General features: G+C 48.0%; 13 protein-coding genes and 3 pseudogenes. 15 read left to right on the top strand and 1 reads right to left on the bottom strand.

The window, feature by feature from the left end:
- The 15 genes and pseudogenes from tssK (at window position 1) to BZG23_RS13705 (ending at window position 22,150) form a co-directional block, all read left to right on the top strand.
- Window positions 1–1,335 (top strand): type VI secretion system baseplate subunit TssK, encoded by a 1,335-nt coding sequence (gene tssK / locus BZG23_RS13635; RefSeq protein WP_077607262.1) that lies wholly within the window; start codon window positions 1–3, stop codon window positions 1,333–1,335.
- 2 nt (window positions 1,336–1,337) lie between these two features.
- Window positions 1,338–2,105 carry a type IVB secretion system protein IcmH/DotU gene (gene icmH / locus BZG23_RS13640; protein ID WP_077579349.1) on the top strand — a complete coding sequence of 256 codons (768 nt, stop codon included), beginning with the start codon at window positions 1,338–1,340 and terminating at the stop codon, window positions 2,103–2,105.
- Between the two features lie 38 nt (window positions 2,106–2,143).
- Window positions 2,144–4,783, top strand: coding sequence for a type VI secretion system ATPase TssH (gene tssH / locus BZG23_RS13645; protein ID WP_077579350.1), 2,640 nt, complete (start codon window positions 2,144–2,146; stop codon window positions 4,781–4,783).
- Window positions 4,784–4,785: 2 nt separating this feature from the next.
- Entirely contained in the window at window positions 4,786–6,357 is a 1,572-nt protein-coding gene (locus tag BZG23_RS13650) for a sigma-54 interaction domain-containing protein (protein ID WP_077607263.1), read from the top strand.
- On the top strand, window positions 6,354–7,028 hold the full coding sequence (vasI, locus tag BZG23_RS13655) for a type VI secretion system-associated protein VasI (RefSeq protein WP_241837221.1): 675 nt from the start codon (window positions 6,354–6,356) through the stop codon (window positions 7,026–7,028). Before BZG23_RS13650 ends, vasI begins: the two co-directional genes overlap by 4 nt.
- Window positions 7,029–7,030: 2 nt before the next feature.
- Window positions 7,031–8,446: a type VI secretion system protein TssA gene (tssA, locus tag BZG23_RS13660; protein ID WP_077607264.1), complete on the top strand. Its 1,416-nt coding sequence runs from the start codon at window positions 7,031–7,033 to the stop codon at window positions 8,444–8,446.
- 61 nt (window positions 8,447–8,507) lie between these two features.
- On the top strand, window positions 8,508–12,008 hold the full coding sequence (tssM, locus tag BZG23_RS13665; RefSeq protein ID WP_198532185.1) for a type VI secretion system membrane subunit TssM: 3,501 nt from the start codon (window positions 8,508–8,510) through the stop codon (window positions 12,006–12,008).
- A gap of 51 nt (window positions 12,009–12,059) precedes the next feature.
- Complete coding sequence (locus BZG23_RS13670; protein ID WP_077607266.1) at window positions 12,060–13,346, top strand: type VI secretion system ImpA family N-terminal domain-containing protein; 1,287 nt, start codon at window positions 12,060–12,062, stop codon at window positions 13,344–13,346.
- 186 nt (window positions 13,347–13,532) lie between these two features.
- Window positions 13,533–14,051, top strand: coding sequence for an Hcp family type VI secretion system effector (locus BZG23_RS13675; protein ID WP_077458860.1), 519 nt, complete (start codon window positions 13,533–13,535; stop codon window positions 14,049–14,051).
- 123 nt (window positions 14,052–14,174) lie between these two features.
- Window positions 14,175–14,585 (top strand): annotated as a pseudogene (locus BZG23_RS16870) (contractile injection system protein, VgrG/Pvc8 family); the annotation flags it as partial.
- Window positions 14,586–14,711: 126 nt separating this feature from the next.
- Window positions 14,712–16,423 (top strand): annotated as a pseudogene (locus BZG23_RS13685) (type VI secretion system Vgr family protein); the annotation flags it as partial.
- Window positions 16,424–16,427: 4 nt separating this feature from the next.
- A complete protein-coding gene (locus tag BZG23_RS13690; RefSeq protein WP_158010050.1) occupies window positions 16,428–16,937 on the top strand; it encodes a DUF4123 domain-containing protein in 510 nt (169 codons plus the stop codon).
- A 1-nt stretch (window position 16,938) separates the two neighbouring features.
- Window positions 16,939–20,613, top strand: coding sequence for a LysM peptidoglycan-binding domain-containing protein (locus BZG23_RS13695; protein WP_158011388.1), 3,675 nt, complete (start codon window positions 16,939–16,941; stop codon window positions 20,611–20,613).
- Window positions 20,600–21,724 (top strand): hypothetical protein, encoded by a 1,125-nt coding sequence (locus BZG23_RS13700; protein ID WP_077607270.1) that lies wholly within the window; start codon window positions 20,600–20,602, stop codon window positions 21,722–21,724. The genes BZG23_RS13695 and BZG23_RS13700 overlap by 14 nt, the downstream gene beginning before the upstream one ends.
- 231 nt (window positions 21,725–21,955) lie before the next feature.
- Window positions 21,956–22,150 carry a hypothetical protein gene (locus BZG23_RS13705; protein WP_131825362.1) on the top strand — a complete coding sequence of 65 codons (195 nt, stop codon included), beginning with the start codon at window positions 21,956–21,958 and terminating at the stop codon, window positions 22,148–22,150.
- 265 nt (window positions 22,151–22,415) lie between these two features.
- Here BZG23_RS13705 and BZG23_RS16510 read toward each other — a convergent pair.
- A pseudogene (locus tag BZG23_RS16510) lies at window positions 22,416–22,548 on the bottom strand (IS256 family transposase); the annotation flags it as partial.

The raw sequence follows: 22,548 nt of genomic DNA on the forward strand, positions 1-22,548 counted from the left end.
ATGTTTGCACGTAATCGGGTGATATGGAGCGAAGGGCTCTTTATTAAGCCACAGCATTTTCAGCAGCATCAGCGGTACAGTGAGTACTTATTGGAGGAGCGACTGACTTCGGTAAGCAAGTACTTATATGGTATTTCTGAGCTATCACTGAATCCAGAGTATTTAGCGTTTGGTCGTATTGCGATAGAACGCGCCGTGGGTGTGATGCCAGACGGCACAACCTTTCGCATTCCACAAGAAGATGTGATGCCTGATGCACTTGAAATCGAAGATGGCTCGCTTTCTAACCAACTGGTTTACCTCGCGATTCCGTTGCGCAGTGAATCGATAATGGAAGTGAACTGGCCAGAAGAAAAAGGTTCAGGTCGCTATGAAAGTCGTCGTATTGATGTGCGTGATGTGCAAAGTATTCAGGGCGATACGACCACGTTAGATGTGTCACCAGTGCACTTGCAGTTGATGCTGGAGAAAGAAGATCGCAGCGCTTATGCGGCGATCCCTATCGCGCGTATTTCTGAAAAGCGTCCCGACGGCAGTGTGGTTCTGGATCAAGACTTTATTCCTTGTCATTTCAATGTGGCGGGCAATGCAACACTGCACCGCTTTATCAACGAAATGGCCGGATTGATGCAGGAACGCGCCAAAAACATCGCTCAACGTATTAGCTCCCCTTCTCAAGGCGGTGTCGCGGATGTATCAGACTTTATGTTAYTGCACTCGCTAAACCGCCTTTATCCGCAAATGAAACACCTTGCATCGTTAGGCAGCTTGCACCCTGAACGCCTGTATGAGTGTTTATCGTCAATTTGTGGAGAATTGGCAACCTTTACCGATGAAAGCCGATTAGCGCCTGCCATGCCTGCTTATAACCATGATATGCCGGGTGACGCGTTCTGGCCGGTTATTCGCTTCTTGCGTCAAAGTCTCAGCGTGGTGTTGGAGCCGCGTGCAGTCTCCATTCAGCTGGACAAACGCAATTACGGGCTTATGGTTGCGCCGATTCAAGATCCGCAACTTATGGAATCTGCGGAGTTCATTGTGGCGGTGAAAGCGCGGATGCCACTCGACGAGCTACGACGCTTATTTACTCAGCAAACCAAGGTGTCTTCTGTTGAGAAAATCCGTGAGCTGATCTCTTTACAACTCCCTGGTATCCCACTGATCCCGCTGCCTGTTGCACCACGCCAACTGCCATATCACGCGGGTTACACCTATTACCAGTTGGATAAAGAAAGTGCGGCTTGGTCGATGCTGGCAAACTCCAGTGGCTTTGCATTCCACGTCGCGGCGGCGTTTGAAGACCTTGACATTCAATTCTGGGCAATAAGAGATTGATTATGGCTGCGACTGACGAAAGTGTGTTTAACGATCTTCTTTTTGATGACGTTGAGAAAATTAATCACGACCAAGATTACTGGTTTCAGCTACGTGGGCATAACCCCAATGCGCTGGTGGATGCAGCAACGCCTCTGTTTGGCCTTGCTCTGCGTGTTCGTTCACTTTCAAGCTGTGAGAATATTGAACAAATCTACCACCAGACCATTGAAGAAATAAAAGCGATTGAAATCGAGCTTTCCGAACAAGGGTATGAGCATGCCGTATTGATGGCATATCGCTATATCTTGTGCACATTCCTCGACGAAGCTGTGATGGGGACGGCATGGGGTGCTTCCACTTGTTGGGCTGAACACTCGATGCTTTCGCGTTTTCACAATGAAACATGGGGGGGGGAGAAAGTATTTACCATTTTAGGTCGCTTGGAAAGTGAACCAGATAGGTACCGACCACTGTTGGTTTTTATTTATCACTGCTTGTGTTTGGGCTTTGAGGGTAAGTACCGCGTCATTGACGGTGGAAGTGCTCAACGCGAGAAAGTGATTAAAAGACTGCACGATCAATTGCTAGGTGATGAAAGGCAGCCGAAGCAATTAGGTGAGGCGAGTGATCATGTTGTGAGCACTCGTTATACGCTGAGCCGACAAATGCCGCTTTGGTCTGTATTTGTGGGATTTATCGTCCTTTGGGCCGGTATTTTTGCTGGTTACTCATACTTTCTCCACGAGAAATCTGAAAACGTGCTCAACCAACTGAATCAGTTGTTGTAAGCCAAATAATATTACATTGATTAGAACTAGGTGTCCCCGTGATTCGAATTGAATTATCTACGCTTATCTCGAAGCTGAATGAGCAAAGTAAGCTGGCGCTAGAACAAGCGGCTTCTCTGTGTATTGAGCGTCATCATCCTGAAGTGTTGGTTGAGCATTTTATTGAAGTATTGCTCGACAACCCCCTGTCTGACGTTCGACTTATTGCCAAGCAAGCCAATATTGATACTGACCAGTTAAAGCAAGCGCTGGCGGGTAATTATGAGCGTGATACCACACTTGACACTTACCCTGCGTTTTCGCCGCTATTGGTTGAAGTCCTTCAAGAAGCGTGGTTGCTATCAACCACAGAGCTAAACCAATCAGAATTGCGGTCGGGAAGCGTCTTTTTTGCGGTGTTGAATCGTGTCGATCGCTATTTGTCGCGTTCGGCATCCAAGTTATTAGCGAGCATTAATCGTGAGAGCCTAAAAACGCACTTTGACGCCATTGTCGCGGATTCTGCTGAAACCGCTGTGGAAAGTGGTAATAAAAAAGGATCAAAAGCGCCATCGATGGAAGGAAGCGAGTCACCGCTTTACAAGTATTGCTCAAATATTACCGCGCAAGCTAAAAATGGCGAACTTGATCCTGTGCTTTGTCGAGAAGAAGAGCTCAACCTGATGGTTGATATTCTTTGTCGCCGCCGTAAAAACAACCCGATCGTGGTTGGTGACGCTGGGGTAGGTAAAAGCGCAATGGTTGAAGGACTGGCTCTTCGTATTGCCGCTGGCAATGTGCCTGACCGTTTGCAAAACGTTGAGCTTTTCTGTCTGGATTTAGGTTTGCTGCAAGCCGGTGCATCGGTTAAGGGCGAATTTGAGAAGCGCTTGAAGGGCGTTATTGATGGGATAAAAAGTGCTCCCAACCCTATCATTTTGTTTATCGATGAAGCGCATACACTTATTGGATCCGGCAACCAAGAGGGTGGTAGTGATGCCGCCAACTTGCTCAAGCCAGCCTTAGCGCGTGGTGAGTTAAGTACCATTGCCGCAACGACTTGGAAAGAATACAAAAAATATTTCGAAAAAGATCCAGCGCTGACTCGCCGTTTTCAATTGGTGAAGCTTGAGGAGCCATCTGTTGATCAGGCCGTTGATATCATGCGAGGGCTTGGCAGTGTGTACGAAAAAGCGCACGGTGTGTTGATTGCTGATGATGCGCTCAAAGCGGCTGCCGAGCTGTCTGCACGGTATTTGTCTGGACGTCAGCTACCTGATAAAGCGATTGACGTGCTCGACACCGCTTGTGCGCGTATCGCGATTAATCTGACGACGCCTCCTAAGCGTCTAGCGCTATTGGAGACACTTTGCCATCAGCGTCAACAAGAAATCGAGATGTTGAAGCGCGCACAATTTATTGGTCAACCTGTCGATCAGGTTCGCTTAGACGAATTAGAAACTCAAGAGCAAGCGGACGAAGCCGAGAAGCATGCACTGCAAGCACGCTGGGACGAGCAGCGTTTATTGGTTGAGGAAATCATTGATCTACGCGCGACATTGTTAACCCCGCCACTGTCAGCTGAGCTCAATGAAGGGCAAGGTGATGAAGTGTCACAAGAGCAAGACCGTGACGCGTTAGCAAAGACATTGGCAGACAAATACGATGCATTGAACGCTATTCCGCATGATCAGCGCTTGATGCACCCTCACGTCGACGCCGAACAGGTGGCAGAAGTTATCTCGGATTGGACGGGTGTGCCTATCGATCAAATGAACAGCGATGAGCTCTACAAAATCACAAACCTGACAACGCTGCTGGGTCAGGCGATTAAAGGGCAAGATATCGCGATAGAGCGTGTACATCGTCATTTGCTAACCGCACGTGCTGATTTGAGACGATCTGGACGCCCCAAAGGCGCATTTCTACTCGTGGGCCCAAGCGGTGTGGGCAAGACAGAGACAGTGGTTCAATTGGCTCAACAGCTGTATGGCGGTAAACAATTCTTAACCACCATCAATATGTCCGAGTATCAAGAAAAACACACCGTCTCTCGACTAATTGGTTCGCCCCCAGGGTATGTCGGATACGGTGAAGGTGGTGTCTTGACAGAGGCCATTCGCAAAATGCCGTATTCAGTGGTCTTGCTGGATGAAGTGGAAAAAGCTCACCCAGAAGTGCTGAACATCTTCTATCAAGCGTTTGATAAAGGTGAGCTGGCCGATGGCGAAGGCCGCATGATCGACTGCCAAAACACCGTGTTCTTCCTAACGTCGAACCTAGGCTATCAAACTATCGTCGACCATGCGCATCAACCGGATGCGATCGATGATGCTTTGTATCCAGAGCTTGCTGCATTCTTCAAACCAGCGTTGCTCGCGCGGATGGAAGTGGTGCCTTATGTGCCGCTTGAGCGAGACGTATTGGCAGAAATTGTTCGTGGGAAGCTCACGCACTTGGAAAACACCTTTTCGCAACGCTATGGCGCGACGGTGGACGTTGACGATAGCCTGATTGAAGAGATCTTAAAACGGGCCACGCGTAGTGAGAATGGCGCCCGTATGCTTGAGGCGATTATCGAAGGGCAGTTGTTGCCGCCTGTGTCTCTTGAGCTATTGAACAAGCTGGCAGACAAAGCAGAGATCACGCACGTGCGTTTATTTGCCGAAGAGGGCGAATTTAAAGGCGAGGTAGAGTAAGAATGCGTAACTGGCTAGCTTATGTTACTGACCTTGCTCGGGAAAGGCGAACAGCTGATTTACAGGATCGCTTTATCCAAGTGTTGGTCAAGGAGCTCAAGCTGCGCAAGGGAATGTTGCTGGTTCCTAGTTGCGATGGCAGACAACTCGTCTGCCATGCCAGCGGGGAATCTTGGTCTGTTACAGATTTTGATACCCCATTTGCTCACGTTTTACAAAATGCGGCACCAAAGCACCTCGAGGCGGAAGAGATTGTTTTTTGGCAATCTAATCGTGCTTTCCGTCAGGCGATTGGTGAGCTTGGCTTTTTTGAAGCTGTATCCATCCGGCCGCTGATCCGCCATGACAAAAATGTAAAGCTGCTACTTTGCTTGGTTGGTGACAGCCAAGCATTGTCTGCGCTTTGGCATGATGAGGCCTTTTTACAGGTAGTCGATGTTTTCCAACACCAGTGGTCATTGCTGAGTGACATGGAAGGAGAAGAGAGCAATCGTCGCGCCTTAAAAGCATCGCTGACGGATATCGAAAAACAAACGCGTCAACAAGAGCGAGCGGCCAGTCTGGCCTCGACGCTAATCGGTGATAGCGGATTGATGGTTCGCCTGCGTGAACAGATTGCTAATGCCGCGTCATCGCAACTTTCGGTATTGGTGCAAGGTGAAACGGGCAGCGGTAAAGAGTTAGTTGCGCGAGCAGTCCATGATTTGTCTCCTCGTCAGCATCAGCCTTTTGTGCCTATAAACTGCGCAGCCATTCCAGAGCACCTGCTTGAGAGTGAGCTGTTCGGTTATGAAAAAGGCGCTTTTTCTGGGGCCGTGGGTGACAAAGAGGGATTAATTGCACAAGCGAACGGCGGCACGCTATTTCTGGATGAAATCGGCGATATGCCTTTAAGTTTACAAGCTAAGTTACTTCGCGTACTCGAACTGGGCGCATTTCGTCCAGTCGGTGGGCATCAAGAACGTCAATCAGATTTTCGTCTGGTCTCAGCGACGCATGTGCAATTACTCGACAAAGTTAAGGCGGGAACATTTCGCCAAGATCTTTACTATCGATTGCTTCAATACCCCATTCATGTGCCTGCATTGGCGAAACGTAAAGAGGACGTGCGCCAACTGAGTCACCATTTTATTACGCGATTTAATCAACAACATGGCACGAGCATTGGAGAGTTGCAGCCTCAAACACTTGATATGCTGCTGCATTACTCTTTTCCTGGGAATGTCAGAGAGTTAAAGCACCTTGTTGAATACGCCTGTGCGCAAACACCGGATGGTGAATCCATCGATAGAGCGGCGTTTAGTGGACGAGTGGGGGGAGCCCCTGCTCCAGCACGCGAGAGTATATCGTCCGCTGCGTTTGAGAATGGGATGTCGAATGTAAGCAGCGTATTAAACATTGATGCGGCGTCTATCGCTGATCTCAAACAAGCCTTGCTGGATTTTGAACAATGTATTATTTCGGATCGGCTATCCATGTTCGATGGCGATAAGAGTAAAGCTGCCGAGAGTTTGGGTATTCCTCATCGAACCCTAACTTATAAGTGCCGAAAACTAGGGATAAAAGCCCCATGAATAAGCAAAACTATTGTCTACTAGCCGGGGTCATGTTGGTGTCAGTGATGGCCTCGTCCACGGTGATAGGTGCCCCTATTTCTGCTCAACAACAAGTTGAGCAAGCTAAACAATGCCGCGCGGTAACGTCACGACTCGATCGTCTTGCATGCTTTGATCGTGTATTTAATACCCAAGTGGCGCCGGCCGAACCAACAGACAATCAATCTCAAAAGCCGTTGCAATGGCGACGTGCGATGACAGCCGCACAAGAAAGCGCTCCCCAGTCTTGGTCGTTGACCGAGAAGGGCGAGGGCCGAGGCAGCAGCGCGTGGATTACATTGCGGGCAAGTAATCTTTCGACTGGTTTCCGAGGCAGTGAACAGCCGCTGTTAATGCTTAGCTGTATCGATAATTTAAGTCGTGTTGAACTGATGCTTCCCGAGCCGATTGAGGATGGGCGAATGAAGTTGACTTTCCCAAATGGCCAGACGCAATACTGGCGTAACGATGATTTAGGGGTCGTGCTTTCCTCGTCGCGGGGGTTGCCTGCGATTCGGTTAATGAARGCATTGGCCAGAGAAGATCGCTTAACCATTCGTTCAAACTCCCAATACGTTGATGGTTTAACTTTTGATACCCAGCCGTTACCTGAGACGCTGGGTGCGCTTCGTTCTCGTTGTGGTTGGTAAACATGGAATTGAAAGACTATAAACGCTGTATTTCGCAACCAATCTCCGAGAACAGCGCCGTGGGCGAGCGGTTAGTGGACGATCCATTGTTTGATTTTGTTGAAGATCAAATGATGAAGGTTGGCTCGCTGTCCCATGCCGATGTGCAATGGGATGAGGTAGAGCACAGCGTCGTAAAACTGTTAGCGGAAAAGAGTAAAGACATTAAGTTGTTGACCTACTTGCTTCAGTGCCTGCATAACCAAGCCTCGCCAGCGCGTTTTATTCTCGCGTTTGAGGTGATGGCCAGCTTCATGACCCAGTATTGGGAAGACAGCTTCCCCGCCCCTGGCAAACGCGGCAATCTACCGCGTCGTAAGTTCTTTAGCCAAATGGCACAACGTTTTTCTATCGCGGTAGACAAAACCGACTTTGGTCAGTTTGATGCACAAGACAGAGAGGCGCTTAACCAAGCGGTGGAAGAATGGGAAAAGGCGATTGAAGGAAAAGCGCTCGCGAATGATGTCGTAAGCAGCGTCGTCAACAGTATTCGCGCCGAATTGCGCAAAGCGGAAGAGCATCAGCGCGCGAACCAGGCAGCTAAAGAAACACCAACGTCCTCATCGCGCACGGCCACCACCACATCCACCAGTAGCGCTGGCTTAGATGTTGATCACTCCAGTGAAAAGGCAACCAAGCAAACGTTACTTAAAATTGCTTCATTTTTGGCTGAGCAAGAAGACGGTGTGCCTTTGGCGATACGACTTCGACGCTATGCGGTCTGGTACAGCATTACCGCCTTACCCGATCATAAAACCGGGGGAGAAACGCAACTCCGTGGTATGCAGCAAGACCGAGTCAAAGATTATCAAGATAAGATGCGTCACCCTGATCTCGCGCTGTGGCGTCAGGTTGAACAAAGTCTCACCATGGCACCTTATTGGTTTGAAGGTCACCTGATGAGCTACACCATTGCGCAGAAGCTCGGCCACGCTAACTGGTGTGAGGCGATTCAATCGGAGGTCAGTCAATTTCTCGAGCGTCTTCCCGGACTGAAAGACTTACAGTTCAAAGGGGGAGAGCCGTTTGTATCGGATGCAGTTAAAGATTGGCTTGCCAGTGGAACTGGCGGTCAAGCGGCTGGCAAAGCGGTTGGCGGTGACTGGCAAGAGAAGAAAAAGGAAGCGCTATCGCTCGCCAAAGAAGGTGGGATAGCCGTGGCGTTATCCATGCTCAATGATGGATTACAAGCGGCCAGAGAGCCTCGCGACCATTTTTATTGGCGGATGATCTCGGCGGATTTGCTGCAAGCGAACCAACTGAACAGCATGGCTCAGGAGCAGTATCAAACGCTACACCAAGAAATCAAAACCATGAGCGTCACCGACTGGGAACCCAGCTTGGTTGAACAACTTGAACGCAATACAACGTCAGAGTGATTAAGGGCGAAAATTCATGTGGAAAAACATTTTTAAAATAGCGAAAAAGCTCAAGCCTGGCATGGTCGCAGCGTTTCCTATTTTATTGGCAGCGATTTTTATACTCGTTAATGTCGCCATTTGGTGGGCTGGCCCTTGGTTAACCATTGGAGAACAAAAGCCACTGGCCTCGGTGACAGCGCGTGCAATATGTAGTGGTTTTATTACCCTAGGCGCACTGGCAATTTGGGGTGTGTGGCAATGGCGTAAGTTGCAAAGTATTCAAGCGGAGCAAGCGCACACCGAACGACTTCGAGATGATCCGGTTCAAGTCTACGAAGAGCGCCAAGAGAAAGAACTAAACCAGGTTGTTGCCAACATGAAGCAAAACCTGAACAAGCGTAATCACCTTTATGCGTTACCTTGGTATTTGGTGCTCGGGCTTGAAAATGCGGGTAAGACCAGCCTGATTAATCGTTCTGGACAAAACTTTGTCTTTTCGTCTGTGATGCGCGCATCCGGGAAAAAAAGCGAAAACCCTTTTTCCTTTGATTGGTGGATAGGGGATGAGTCTGTCCTTATCGACCCTGATGGTGAATTGCTCACGCAAGGCAATAAAGATGAAAACAATGATGGTGAGCTGGAGCGTCGTCTTTGGTCTCACTTCGTTAAATGGTTGGAGCAGACCCGCAGTCGCCGTCCGCTAAATGGTATTGTATTGACCCTTGATGCTTCGCATCTCGCGACGGCGACAGCGTCAGAACGTAAAGCATACGCCAATTTACTGCGCGCTCGGTTGCGTGAGTTAATGGAGACCCTCTCGACGCGCTTGCCTGTTTACATTGCGCTAACCAAGCTTGATTTGCTCTATGGGTTTGAACCCTTTTTTAAGCACTATTCAAAGCAGCAACGCGACGAAGTGCTTGGCTTTACTTTTTCGCTAAACTCGGTTGATGATCTTGATTCTTGGCTTAAAGAATTTGATGAAGACTACTCTGCCTTCATTGAGCGGATTAATGCCATTGTTCCTCACGCATTAGCTGCCCCGCTGGATTTTGAAGATCGTAAAGCAATTTACAGCTTTTCACGCCAAGTGGCAGGGCTGAAAGACATTCTAGCGACCTTCTTTAATGAAGCCTTAGCCAGTGATCAGTTCTCGACCTCTGCTTTAGTTAGGGGCGCATACTTTACCTCTGTGTATCAACAGGGCGTGCCGACCAACGCGTTTGATGATGCCGCTTCTCGTCGTTATGGATTGTCACACGCGGTCAATCACGCGCAGAAGTCGAAAAATTCGACGGTGTATTTTACCCAAAAACTGTTCAGCAACATCATCTACCCGGAGGCGGGGCTCGCATCGGATAACTTCCGTGTCGCCAAGCATAAGCGCCGCCTGATGGGGATGTCGGTATTGGCGTGCTCGATTGCCACTGTGCTACTGGTGGGGACTTGGCACCGTTATTACTTGGCCAACGTCGCACATGCTGATGCGGTATTGACCAAGGTTGACCAATATAAAACACAGTTCCCTAGTAATGCCGATGGCGCATCCCAGCGTGAGGTATTGAAGCCGCTTAATCAGATCCGCCAAGCCACGTTAGAATTTGGCTTTTTCCGTGAAAAGCCCAAATACATATCTGACTTTGGTCTTTATCAGGGGCATGTGATTGGTCCTAAAGTCGAGCAAACTTACCTCAACTTGCTGAAGAGCCGTTTCTTGCCGTTATTAATGGCAGATACCGTGGTAGATTTGAATCAGGCTACGACGGATCAAGAACAGTGGGTGGCTTTGCGAGTCTATCGCATGATGGTTGATAAAAGTGGTCGCTATCATGATTACGTAATGGACTATTTCAGCCAGCAGTGGCAGCGTGAGTTCGCAGGGCAAAAGGTCATTCAAGAACGTCTACTGGGTCACCTGGATTACGCCATGCGACACACTGACCTGACCGCAGCACGCCGTCAAGGTGATGAGGTGGCAGAGCGTGTGATGCGCCCTTACGACATGACCATTGCCCGTGCTCAAGCAGATCTTCGCACCATGCCGACCGATCAGCGTGTATATCGTAACTTGAAGCTGGATGCCGAGACGGTATTGGGCGCGCCAATGAACTTACGTAATGCTGTTGGGCCGGTATTTGATGTGGTGTTTGAAGAAAGGGAAGTGGACAGTGACAACCTGTACATTCCGCAAATGCTCACTAAAAAAGGCTTCGAAGATTACTTTGTGCCCAAGCTGCAATCTGTCTCTGATTTGGCCCTCATTGATAGTTGGGTACTGGGTGAAGCAGAAACGGCAGAGTTCAGCAAAGCCGACAAGAAGGCATTGCGCAATAAAATTCGCGAGCTCTATGTCGCTGACTATATTAACAGCTGGCGGATGGCTCTCAATGAAATTGATGTTAAATTCTTTAGTGATATCAATGATGCGGTGTCGGTACTGGATAATTTCACCGGCCATGTGGGGCCGCTACAACGTTTGTTACGCACGTTGGAGACCAACACGCAGCTCGCGTCTGGTTTGGGGCTAGATGAAGAAGCGCAAGATGCCATTGCAGAAAACCCYAAATACAAGGTGGCATCACAAATTCAAGCGCCATTTGCTGACTTAAACAGCTTGCTAAAAGCGGTGAATGATAAACCTGCTTACTTGAGTGAAGTTCTCGCGTCGGTTCAAGAACTGAAGAGTTACTTGAAGTCGATTCAAGATGCACAGGATGTTGGCACTGCTGCGCTCGATGCCACCAAAGCCCGTGTGAAACTGGTTAACACAGACCCCATTTATACGCTTAAGCGTATCGCCACAGGTTTGCCTGAGCCACTTGATGGCATGGTGGATAAGCTAGCAGACGAGAGCTGGCATGTTGTTAAACAAGCTGCGATCAAGCACTTGGAAGTCCGTTGGTATCAAGATGTTTATCGTCCATACCAGCAAAAGTTAGCCAATCGCTATCCGTTTAACCCTAAGGCGAGTAAAGATGCCTCGTTGACGGACTTTGAGCGTTTCTTTGCGCCGGGTGGCACGCTTGATAACTTCTACAACACGCAACTGAAAATGTTTATTGATGAAAACATTTCAGTGGGAGACAAAGGCGTGGATGGCTCCCTGATCCGCCGTGATTTGTTGGCTCAGATCCGCCAAGCGCAAAAAATCCGTGAAGCCTTCTTTAATCGCAAAGGGATTTTGGATGTGAGCTTCTCGGTTGAGCCGTTACGTTTGAGCAGTAATAAACGTCGCAGTGTCCTGAATGTTGATGGGCAGTATGTTACCTATAGTCATGGACCGAGAAACAGCATTGAGCTTATCTGGCCAAATACATTACGCGACTCAGCAACATCAAAACTGACGCTGGTTCCGACAAAAACCAACTTGTCGCCGCGTAGTGTGGTCATTCGAGGACCATGGGCGCTGTTCCGCTTACTGGATAGAGGGGCTGTTGTCTCCGCAAGTACTACGTCCGTTGACTATCAGTTTAATGTCGACGGGGGTGGGATGATCTATCGAGTGAATGCCCAAGCGGCCACTAACCCGTTTACTCAGCGCTTGTTCAAGTCGTTCAAGCTCTCCCGCAATCTCTACTAACTGATCATGGGGCGAGTGCACTCGCCCCTGCTTTATCAGGAATGCTAAGCCATGTCTTTTATTCTCTCTATTGATAACCAGCCGTTTCGTGTTATCCAAGATGTTCAACCATTGCGTGATGACGAGCGTTATCAAGCAATTAGAGACCAAATCAACAAACGCCACTCGCCACTATCTGGGGGGACCGACTGGCAATTTGTAAAAGATAACTGTCAAGCACTCGCCAGTGAGCAAGGCATTGATTTACTACTCAGTGGTTACTATGCCGTCGCGGCGTTAAAGGTTGGCGGTTTGGCAGGATTTGCAAATGGGCTGGAGCTGATCCTTGCTTGTTTGAATAACGAAGAAGCGGTCTCTGAAAAACGTGCCCGGGCGCGTAAAGAGGCGCTGGAGTGGGTAAATGCTCGCGTACTGGGCGAGCTTAATCAGATAAAGCCAGATCAACAAGCATTGCGCGATTTGTATCGTTGCGAACGGCTTTGTGATGCCCTTTACCATGTTTTGGCCCAGCAGCAACCCAGTTACACGGTCGATTATGAAGGGTTGGCCTATGTATTGTTTGAGCATATTGACCGTATAGAAACGCGTTTTCATAGCGCGATAAAGCAACAGCAGAAAAACGAGAGCCTTAATCCGACGATCACGGTTAAAAAAAGCCGACTGCGCAGTTTATTGGCAGGAATTGCAGGTGCCGGCCTAGTGGTGACCGCCTGGCTGGCCTACCCACATATTCCCTATTTTCAAACCCCGTATAAAGTGGAGACGCCACAGCCTTCCCTTAACAATACGCAAGCGCTGAGTGTGTTCTCCGAGCAGCATTCGCCGTTAACCCTATCGCGGTGGGAGCCACAATTTATTCCTTTATACACGGACGCGGTCGAGCAGGAGATGGCGCAATCGGTTGAAGCGGCGAAAACCTCTGCCAAACAACACCTCAATGCGTTAACCACCTTGTACGGTGATAACGAGAAAACGGCCTCATTAGTAGCAACTTACCAAGCTGAGCGTGCTGAAGCATTGGAAAGTACAGCAAAATACATCGATAAGTTTCGCGCGGTTCGAACCAAGATGGCGAATATCGCGTTGCTGGCAGAGCAAAATCGCTGGTGGGCATTACAGAAGCAGACACGCTCACTGGAGAGTTTTGCTATCGGACTGTCTCCTATCTATGGTCGCGCGGATTATGTCACAACCTTGGTTGAACAGGGTGAGATAGACAAAGCGAACCAAGAGCTGTCGGTGCTTACTGAACGCCTGAATCACTTGAGCTGGAAAGTGTCTCAGCTGCAGGAGGTGATTAAAGAAAACCAGAGTAAAGCGGTGCAAAGGCGTCAGTAATGCTAAGCAACTTTTTGCTTGGCTTGGCAAGAAGTTGCTTGGTACGTGCAAAAAATTGGTCAGCCATATTCTAACGTGTTGATTTGTAATGGTAAAAAACTTGGCATGTATTTCGCAAGATAAGATAGCGAACAGACACACCGCCACGGTGGCGATGTGTCTTCCATAACATACAAAGGAGCGATTATGCCAACGCCATGTTATATCTCGATTGAAGGTGAAACTCAGGGTTTGATTACTGCCGGTGCCTGCACCGCCGATTCTATCGGTGATGCGTTTGTGGAAGGGCACGAAGACGAGATGCTGGTACAACAGTTCAACCACAATGTGACCGTGCCGACGGACCCACAGTCAGGTCAGCCTTCTGGCCAACGTGTGCACAAGCCTTTCCAATTTACCGTTGCGCTCAACAAAGCGGTGCCATTGCTTTATAACGCACTGGCGTCAGGTGAGAAGATGTCAACGGTCGAGCTGAAGTGGTACCGCACCTCGATTGAAGGCAAACAAGAAAACTTCTTTACCACCAAACTGGAAAGTGCCTCGATTGTGGACATTCACTGCGAGATGCCCCATTGCCAAGACCCGGCGAAGTCAGACTTCACCCAGAAYCTGACGGTGTCGATGTCTTACCGCAAAGTGACCTGGGACCACGTCAATGCAGGCACCTCAGGCTCAGACGACTGGCGCAAGCCTATCGAAGCCTAATCCTTCATGGCGACATGAAGACACAAACAGCCTGCCTTTACGGGCGGGCTGTGGTGCGTTGAGCCAGACGGCAGGGTCTGGCTGAACGTATCAGGGTAAACAAGCAGGGCGAAGGATACACAGATGGCGACATTGCAAATAGCGTTAACCGTGGCGGGGCTAGACCCGCAACCGTTCGTGGTGGTGGACTACCAAGGGGACGAGTGCCTCTCTCACCAAGCYGGYCTGAATGGCAATCCAGTGTATGGGTTCCAGTATGAGGTGGCACTGGCCAGCCGCCATACCGACATCACGCCAGAGCAAGTGGTCGACAAGCCGGTGCAGCTGACGCTGTGGCGCAACGGTGAGCTGGTCAAACGGGTGCAGGGCATCGCCAGTGCCTTTAGTCAAGGTGACATTGGTCATCACTTTACCCGCTACCGCTTAACCCTGGTGCCTGCTTTATATCGCCTGTCGCTTCGCCAAAACAGTCGCACCTTCCAGCACCAAACCGTGCCGACTATTCTAGACACCCTGCTCACGGAAATGGGGGTGACGGAGGTTAGCTTCTCGCTAACCCGTGACTATGCCGAACGTGAATACTGTGTCCAGCATCGAGAAAGCGACCTAGCCTTCTTCCACCGCTTAGCGGCAGAAGAAGGCTTGGTGTATCACCATGAGCACGATGCTACGAAATGGGGGTGACGGAGGTTAGCTTCTCGCTAACCCGTGACTATGCCGAACGTGAATACTGTGTCCAGCATCGAGAAAGCGACCTAGCCTTCTTCCACCGCTTAGCGGCAGAAGAAGGCTTGGTGTATCACCATGAGCACGATGCTACGACCCACACCCTGATAATAACCGATGCGCCCGACAGCTTGCCCCAGCTTGAGTGCCCGGTGCCCTATAATGCCGTCAGTGGCGGTCGCACTGACACGCCGTATATCTATGGCCTCACACGCCACACGGCGGCCCGCCCTAGCCACACGGCGTTAAAGGACTACAGCTTTAAAAAGCCCCGTTATAGTTTTCAACAAGCGGCGCAAGCCGATGGCATTGATTACCAGCGCACCGACAGCTACGAGCACTTTGACTTCCCGGGCCGCTTTAAAGACGACGCCACTGGACAGGCGTTTAACCAAACCCGCCTCGAGTACTTACGCCGTGAGGCCGAGCATGCCAACGGCCAAAGCAATGAGCCGGCATTAAGAGCGGGCTATCGCTTTACCATCAGCGACCATCTGGATGAAAGTGTCAACCAAGCGTGGCAAGTGGTGCGAGTGCACCACCAAGGCAGCCAACCGCAAGCACTGGAAGAAGAGGGCGGACAAGGGGCCACCACCTACAACAACCAGTTTATGCTTATCCCTGCCACCACTCCGTGGCGTGCAACCCCCACGCCCAAACCCCAAGTGGATGGCCCCATGATAGGCACCGTGGTGGGACCAGACGGCGAAGAAATCTTCTGCGATGAACACGGTCGAGTGAAAGTCCACTTCCCGTGGGACCGTTATTCCAACGGCGATGACAAAAGCAGCTGCTGGATACGGGTGGCGCAAGGCTGGGCAGGCAGCCAATACGGCATGATGGCGATTCCCCGCATTGGCCATGAAGTGATTGTGTCCTTCCTACACGGTGACCCTGACCAGCCGATTATCACTGGCCGCACCTATCATGCGACCAATGTGCCGCCCTATACCTTACCGGCACACAAAACCAAGACGGTTTGGCGCAGCGAGAGTCATCAAGGCGAGGGCTACAACGAGCTCACGTTCGAAGACCAATCGGGCAGTGAGCAAGTGTATTTACACGCCCAAAAAGACTGGCATACCGAGGTAGAAAACGACCGGGTGACCGAGATAGGTCATGACAACCATCATCAGGTACACAATGACCAATTTCATCGTGTGATGGGCAATGCACATCATACCGTGGAGGGAGAGAGTCGCCAGTACACCCAACAAGACCAAACCCTGATTGTTGACGGCTCGCTGCATGTAAAAGCTGGCCAAGTGTGGGTGAATGACGCCAGTAACGAAATTCACATCAAAGCCGGTCAAAAAGCAGTGATTGAGGCGGGAAGTAGCATCACCGTCAAAGCCGGCGGCAGTTTTGTCAGCATTGATGGCGGCGGTGTTCATCTTGTGGGCCCTGCGATTAACCTCAACTCAGGCGGCAGCCCCGGTGCAGGCAGTGGCTATGCCGGTAAAGTCGCTGCCCTGCCATTTGGGGTGGAGTCGCCAGAGAGTCCCGATCCTTTACCCCTGCAGCTTTCGCCTGCGACTCTAAAAGTGGCATCGGTGGCAAACCTTCCTGTGCTGAAATTGTGTCAACGACAATTCGATGGTTCATGCCCTCGTCAAGATTGTCCGTGTTTGCAGGAAGAGGGATAAGTGTATGGCAACGCATTATTGGCTTCTCGTTGATGCAGTAAGGATCAGTGATGCCGCGCAACTGATTCAAGAACACTTTAGTGTCCAGCAAATTCTGCCCCTATATGCAGGCACTCCCTTTGATTATCTGCTTGAGCAAAGCCCTTATTTGGTGAATATGGGAGCGGATATCGCTAACGTCGAGACATGGCGCACACTGTCTTATTTTGATACCAGCTCGGTAATATTTGCAGTGGATGACAAAACCTGTGCAGATGACTTTATTGCGCACTTACAAGCGATGTTGAAGATAGAAGTTGCTGGCCAAGTTTTATGTTTGCGCTTTCAAAGCCAACGACTTTGGGATGCCGTTTTAGCACACGCCAATACAGACGATATCGTGCAATGCTTGGGGCCTAGCAAAGGGGTGTTTTGGTTTAACTCAGACGATGTGCCTGTGTGCCTATACAAGCCAAATCCATTCACGCCCGTGGAGGGCGAACAACAAGATTCTGTTTTTAAGCAGTGGGTGTGACATGAAAGAATACAAAATAACGAAAGGTGACTGCTTAAGTCTTATTGCTGAAAAGTTTGACGTCTCCGAAGAGGATCTTCTCAAGCTGAACAGTACGCAAATCAAAGATCCCGACTTTATCTATGCTGGAGATACGTTAAAGATAGAGCTGCCGGAACCTGCCGATACGGAGGCCTCTCGCGAATCATTTAAAAAGGCACCAGAAGCGCCTGCTACGGAACAAGAGTGTCAAATCGCTGATTTTGTCGACATCTTATATGTGCCAGCGCATCCTAAGACGGGTGAAAAATGCTGGTACGCAGTGACACAAGAGGCCAAGGACCTTATCGAAGAAGAAAAAGTCCTAATGCAGGACGCCGTTGTTGAAGGCGACTACAGCACCACATTGGCAAATATCAATCAGCTTGGCATCATGTCTAAGTTTGCCACACGCCCTCATGAAGCGTTTATGGATGAGGAAGACAAGGAACTCTATACCACCCTTCTGCCACTACGTTTAGTGGTACAAACAAAAGCCTATTATAAATCTGCGGATCCTCAGGGGTTTCTAACCCAGGCACTTGAGGAGCTTGACTTAGCGTTTGATGATATTGTTCAGCAAGAGACTCGACGAGAAAATGCTGAAAGAAATGCACTGTATTATGGCGGTAAGTTTCAATCTCTTGCACCTCAAGACAGAAGTGGCAACGCAAATTTTGACAAATTGGTCGAAGAGCGTGTCCGTACTTTTATATTGAATGCCATTGACGAACGTATTACCGAGCTGGAAGAGGAAGCGGAAAGAAATGCTGGCAACATTAATTCAGATGATGGGACTAAGTTTGTATTTAGCGAAGACCACCAATACTTCACATCACGAAGAGAAGAGCGGATTAAAAGAGCGTGTAACCTTATTTACGACTATATCGATGGTCTGGATCTGGCTAAAAGGCCACACCAAGCGGCGATACGTGAGCTTAACGAGCTAGCGAAAGATGGTTTTCTTCCCGGTTTCAAGCTACTCAACCAAGAAGGTATTGTTTTTAAAGAGCAATGTTTGACGTTGGAGCAACTAGAGGGAGATGTCGGTGTTGCGGCGGGACCTCAAGTATTACGCAACCGCGGAGACGACTGGCGGACATCACCAGAACCAATTTCAATCGAGCAGACTGAGCTGATTGATAGCTTATACCAAGAGATAACAGGTAGCACTGAAATAAATGACAGCCTAAACATTGAAAGCCTTGTTAATGATGTCAATAAAGCCGCGTGGTCGTATTATCCAGCTAAGGCATTGATACACCTTATCGACATGACGATAACCAAACATCAAAATGCTTTGAATCAAATACTGGGTCAAAGCCAAGGCACACCGCTTGATAAGCTTTTTAATAAACTATTAACAATAAAGTTGATAGCACAAAAAAGAATAGAGCATTTAAAAATCTTGGCTAAACAAACGGCTCAAAAAGGCCCTAACCAGCTTCGATTCTTTTTTGCCGATGCTGAAAGGAAAGATCTGGCACCCGAGCTTGTATTAGTGTGGGATAGAAAAGATCACCAGCCCAATAAAAAAGGTGTAAGTGCCTTTGTCAATGATGCGGGACTCAGCGATATTCAGCCAGTTGAGTGCAGTTTTTTATCCACAGGGCAAGTTTTTTACCTGCGTGGACCAGAGTGGTATATGCCTTACGATAAGTCAGATCCATTCTATACCAAAGCAGCTTGCCATGTTGATTTCATTACTGATCGTATTACGTTTGCATCTCCTCAGACAGGCGGGGGGAATATCGTTGGTGTAAATAGTGTCACTGATGCATTAAAAGAGTTAAGAAAAACAAGTGTCCAACTGTGCATAGCCCCGTTAAAAACGCAATCTCAATTCGACACTGTGTTTTGGCAAGATAGTTACCACGCTCAAGAAGGCAATATCGAGGGTTTAAACGAGCCTGCTTATGCGGAAGATGCAGGAGCACAATTTCTTCGTTTTACAGCAAAGGGAGAGTCAGCACTTAACCTTCCGTTATCAGGCTATTCAGACCTAATCAAAGATCCTCGCCAAGTGGGGGCGAGTGGCAATATTTCGGCTAAGTTGGCGCTTTTGCAAGGACAAATGAGTATTTGTCTGTGGTTACCAGAGGGTGAGCAAAACAATACCTTGGGTGAAAATGCATCAGCGTCATCAGCTAGGGGTCATGCGGTGACGCTTTTCTATACCGATGATAAGGGTGATGAGTACAGCTACGATGTTGGCGCGTTAATGGCACGTATAACCGGTTCAGTCTATGGGTTAGTTGGTGCGACGTGTCAGTTAGGGAGTAGCGTTACTGTCGGTCCTAGTGACATAGATAATGGGCTAGGGGTACGTGGTAGTACCGTTACCCTTTTCGACCCTAACGTCCATCGAGTTGAGAATATGACTGGTGCAACGCAACAAGACTTAGTGAATAGTCAGGTTGCAGCGGAGGCAGGTGTAACGGTAGATGCCTTTGTCGGAGTAGAAGTAGGCGGTGCCTTGGGGGCGGACGTTTTCTGGGTAGCACCTAATGCTCGAGTTCCTAAAACCTTAGGTACGATTAAGGGTGAATTTTCGGCCGCGTACGGCGCAGGCTTTCACAGTGAATTCCGTATTGCTTTCCAGGCCGGCGTCCTAGTGGTCATCGCATCTGCGCGCTTAGTAGTTGGAGGCGGGTGTAAGGGCACCTTGGGCATCGAATTAAATGCGATCAATAGTGATGACTTTATCGACTGTCTACTTGGCGTACTTAAGCAAAGTAACTTCCGCCGCTTATCTGTGTTTGGTGATGTAGATGAAAACGGAATAAATGATGATTTTAATACCCTTAACGACATCGCGACGATAGCTATTGGTTTGGGTCTATCCTTTTCTAAGGTACTACTTATGCCACCGAACCTGTGGGCATCGTACAAAAAGAATGTCATAAGCAAAGAATATGCTCCGTTCTTAGCCGAACAGTTAACAGAAAAAAAGAAGGCAGAGAAGGCGAAACCTTGGGTTATGAGTATTCCGCCTCAAACATTAGCTAATCTTTTGAATACGCTATTAAAAACGCAAACGGAAACGACCTCTTTACTTGAAACTATACTCGATACGTTGCTAGATAGAGAAACGGAGACCAGTGTAGAAGACAGCGCTGAGTTTTTAAATAGACGCCAAGCTCAAGCAATTTTAAATATTATGGAATGGTTGAGTAACGATACAACAAACCAAGATGAGCATGGGCCATGTGCGAGTCAGCGACAGTGGAAAGAAGCTTTGATTGAGATGGCCGACCTTCATGCAGGAGCTGATAAACCTCAGCAGTGGGAGGGGTTCAGAGAGAGCTGGTATAAAATAGCAAGGTTTATTCATAGAACTCTTTTGGTTGCTGGAACAGTTCAACAGAGTGATTTATTGAAAAAAGTTAGAAATGACTTCGATCAAGCTTCAAAAATTCTCTGTGGCAGAATGGTACTAACTAGTTACACAAACACGGTTGATACAAAACGACTCGAACCTGTCACTCATACAGAGTATCGTGCCTATGCGCGTTCAGTGGTGGCTAATGCTAGTAGACGAGGTGTAGAAATTGAGCTAACTAGCTATAAAAATGATGAAGATAACAAACATATCGCATTAGTACCCGAAAAAAATGAAAAAATAATTGATTGGAGCCTTAAAGATGTCGGTTTATAAAAATATTATAAAGATAGCTTTTCTGCTATTTGTAGTGATAGCTATCAGTGCTTGTAAGGAAAAAGAAAAGGCGATCAACCCGGAAGATGATATCCCTTTATTTAAGAGCTTTATTGAAAGGAACATCGATAAAGTAGCCGATGATCCTTATATATCCAGCACAGTTCGTCCTGAAAATGAAATGTATGATGTGTTGCTTGACCTACAACGAGGAACGCCGTGGAACAAAGAAGAAGAAGATAGGTTTAACCGCCTGATAGGAAGAGGGAATGCTCATGCAACGATTCTATATTCGCGATTAACATTGAATGATATCTCAGAAAAAAGTGTCGCAGTATCTCGTCTAGCGAAGCTAATGAGCGAGGGAAATCCTTATGCAGCTTATTGGCTTTCTAATAGAAGCTATCGCTGTCAAGCACACCTAGGCTCGAGTAGTCTTGGTAATAAAGTAGCGAAAGATCTTGGCTTAGATACCTCCTATGAAAATAAATACTGCACTGAGGAAATTTACCAAAAAGCAGTCGAGGGATTTAAAAAACTCGCAGCGGAAGGCGATCTTCGTGCTCAGTATTTTTTGTTAAAAGATCAAGGTCTTGATGAATCAGTAGAAAAGCGTGAAGAGTATATAAAAGAAGTGATTCGATTTGCAGAGGCGCATTACTATAAGCCATTGATGGACTATACCGACTCATTGCAAAAGCAGACAAATAACGGTGTCATCTTTCGTTCAAAAGAACTAGAAAAATTAGCATTCGATCTTTTTAAGATTGCAAGTAATAATAATTACATCCCAGCTATGGGGACAGTAATGTACTACGAAGAGAATAATGATGAATTATTCGAAAGAATGAAAAAAGTAGGAGGCAGTTACTACTTTTTATCAATGGCATTAGATAGAAGTGATGAGCTAAATAATCAAGAAAAATATTGTCATGCGTTATTGTACGAAAAGATATTTAAGGATAGTCGTTATTTTATTTATTATGATGACTGGCCAGATAAGAGTGATTACGATGAAAGCATTTGTAATATAGAAAAAGAAATCGCTGAGATGAAACCGATGATTTATATCGATTACTTCACTAGGATCGATAATTGGGGCCAAGGTTGATTTTCTGTTCAGTTGAGACTGGTACGTTAAAAATTTCAAGACTTCTTGGCCGTTTTTATTTGACATCCTAAATGTTCACCACCCAGTGAGTGTTATAACACTTGCTGGGCGGTAGCATTTCTTAGCTTTAAAACGTTATGCTATCTCTCGGCCAAAACATCACTACCTGTTGGGCATAGCACTATGATAAGTCATAAAACGATTATCCAAGTTATACTTTTAAGCATATCGATGAGTTTCCTCTCCGGTTGCAAAGAAAAGGCGATCAACCCTGAAGATGACATTCCTTTATTTAAAGACCTCATTGAGGCGAACATTGATAAAGTTGTCGATGATCCTTACATATCAAGTACACTGAGGCCTGATGATGAGATGTATGAAGTGATGTTAAAACTACAACGGGGTATACCTTGGAGTGAAAGCTGAGAAGAGGAACTCAATCGTCTATTCTAGACGGTCAGGAGGATTCGGTCCCCATTGGGCAAGTACGAGAGAAAAAGCGCATATTGCTTTGGGATGAGCACAAAGATTGGGCACCAGAAAATTTGAACAATCAAATTGTGCCTGACTCAATGGCGTTGAATACGACAATTGTTGAATACGACAATTGTTGAATACGACAATTGTTGAGTGCGCACTCACTGCCAAGCCAAACGAAGGAGGGTGTTCATAGTTCTGTGTCACCCAACGTTTAAAGATCTACGTAGTCGTCGAGCCGCCCTTCGAAGTGGATGCTCAGTTGGGACAATGTCAGGTTCCAATTCTGCACCGGATGCGTCCACTTCTCTGACGCCTTCAACATACCTGCATACAGCAACTTGAGC

This window comes from Salinivibrio sp. ML290 (assembly GCF_001995695.1).
Lineage (GTDB): Bacteria > Pseudomonadota > Gammaproteobacteria > Enterobacterales > Vibrionaceae > Salinivibrio > Salinivibrio siamensis.

Bases quoted from the DNA above. Each gene is read 5' to 3' on its own strand.
- BZG23_RS13695 (WP_158011388.1), top strand. From the start codon at position 16,939: ATGAAAGAATACAAAATAACGAAAGGTGACTGCTTAAGTCTTATTGCT.
- BZG23_RS13690 (WP_158010050.1), top strand. From the start codon at position 16,428: ATGGCAACGCATTATTGGCTTCTCGTTGATGCAGTAAGGATCAGTGAT.
- BZG23_RS13705 (WP_131825362.1), top strand. From the start codon at position 21,956: ATGAGTTTCCTCTCCGGTTGCAAAGAAAAGGCGATCAACCCTGAAGAT.
- tssA (WP_077607264.1), top strand. From the start codon at position 7,031: ATGGAATTGAAAGACTATAAACGCTGTATTTCGCAACCAATCTCCGAG.
- BZG23_RS13650 (WP_077607263.1), top strand. From the start codon at position 4,786: ATGCGTAACTGGCTAGCTTATGTTACTGACCTTGCTCGGGAAAGGCGA.
- icmH (WP_077579349.1), top strand. From the start codon at position 1,338: ATGGCTGCGACTGACGAAAGTGTGTTTAACGATCTTCTTTTTGATGAC.
- BZG23_RS13700 (WP_077607270.1), top strand. From the start codon at position 20,600: ATGTCGGTTTATAAAAATATTATAAAGATAGCTTTTCTGCTATTTGTA.
- BZG23_RS13670 (WP_077607266.1), top strand. From the start codon at position 12,060: ATGTCTTTTATTCTCTCTATTGATAACCAGCCGTTTCGTGTTATCCAA.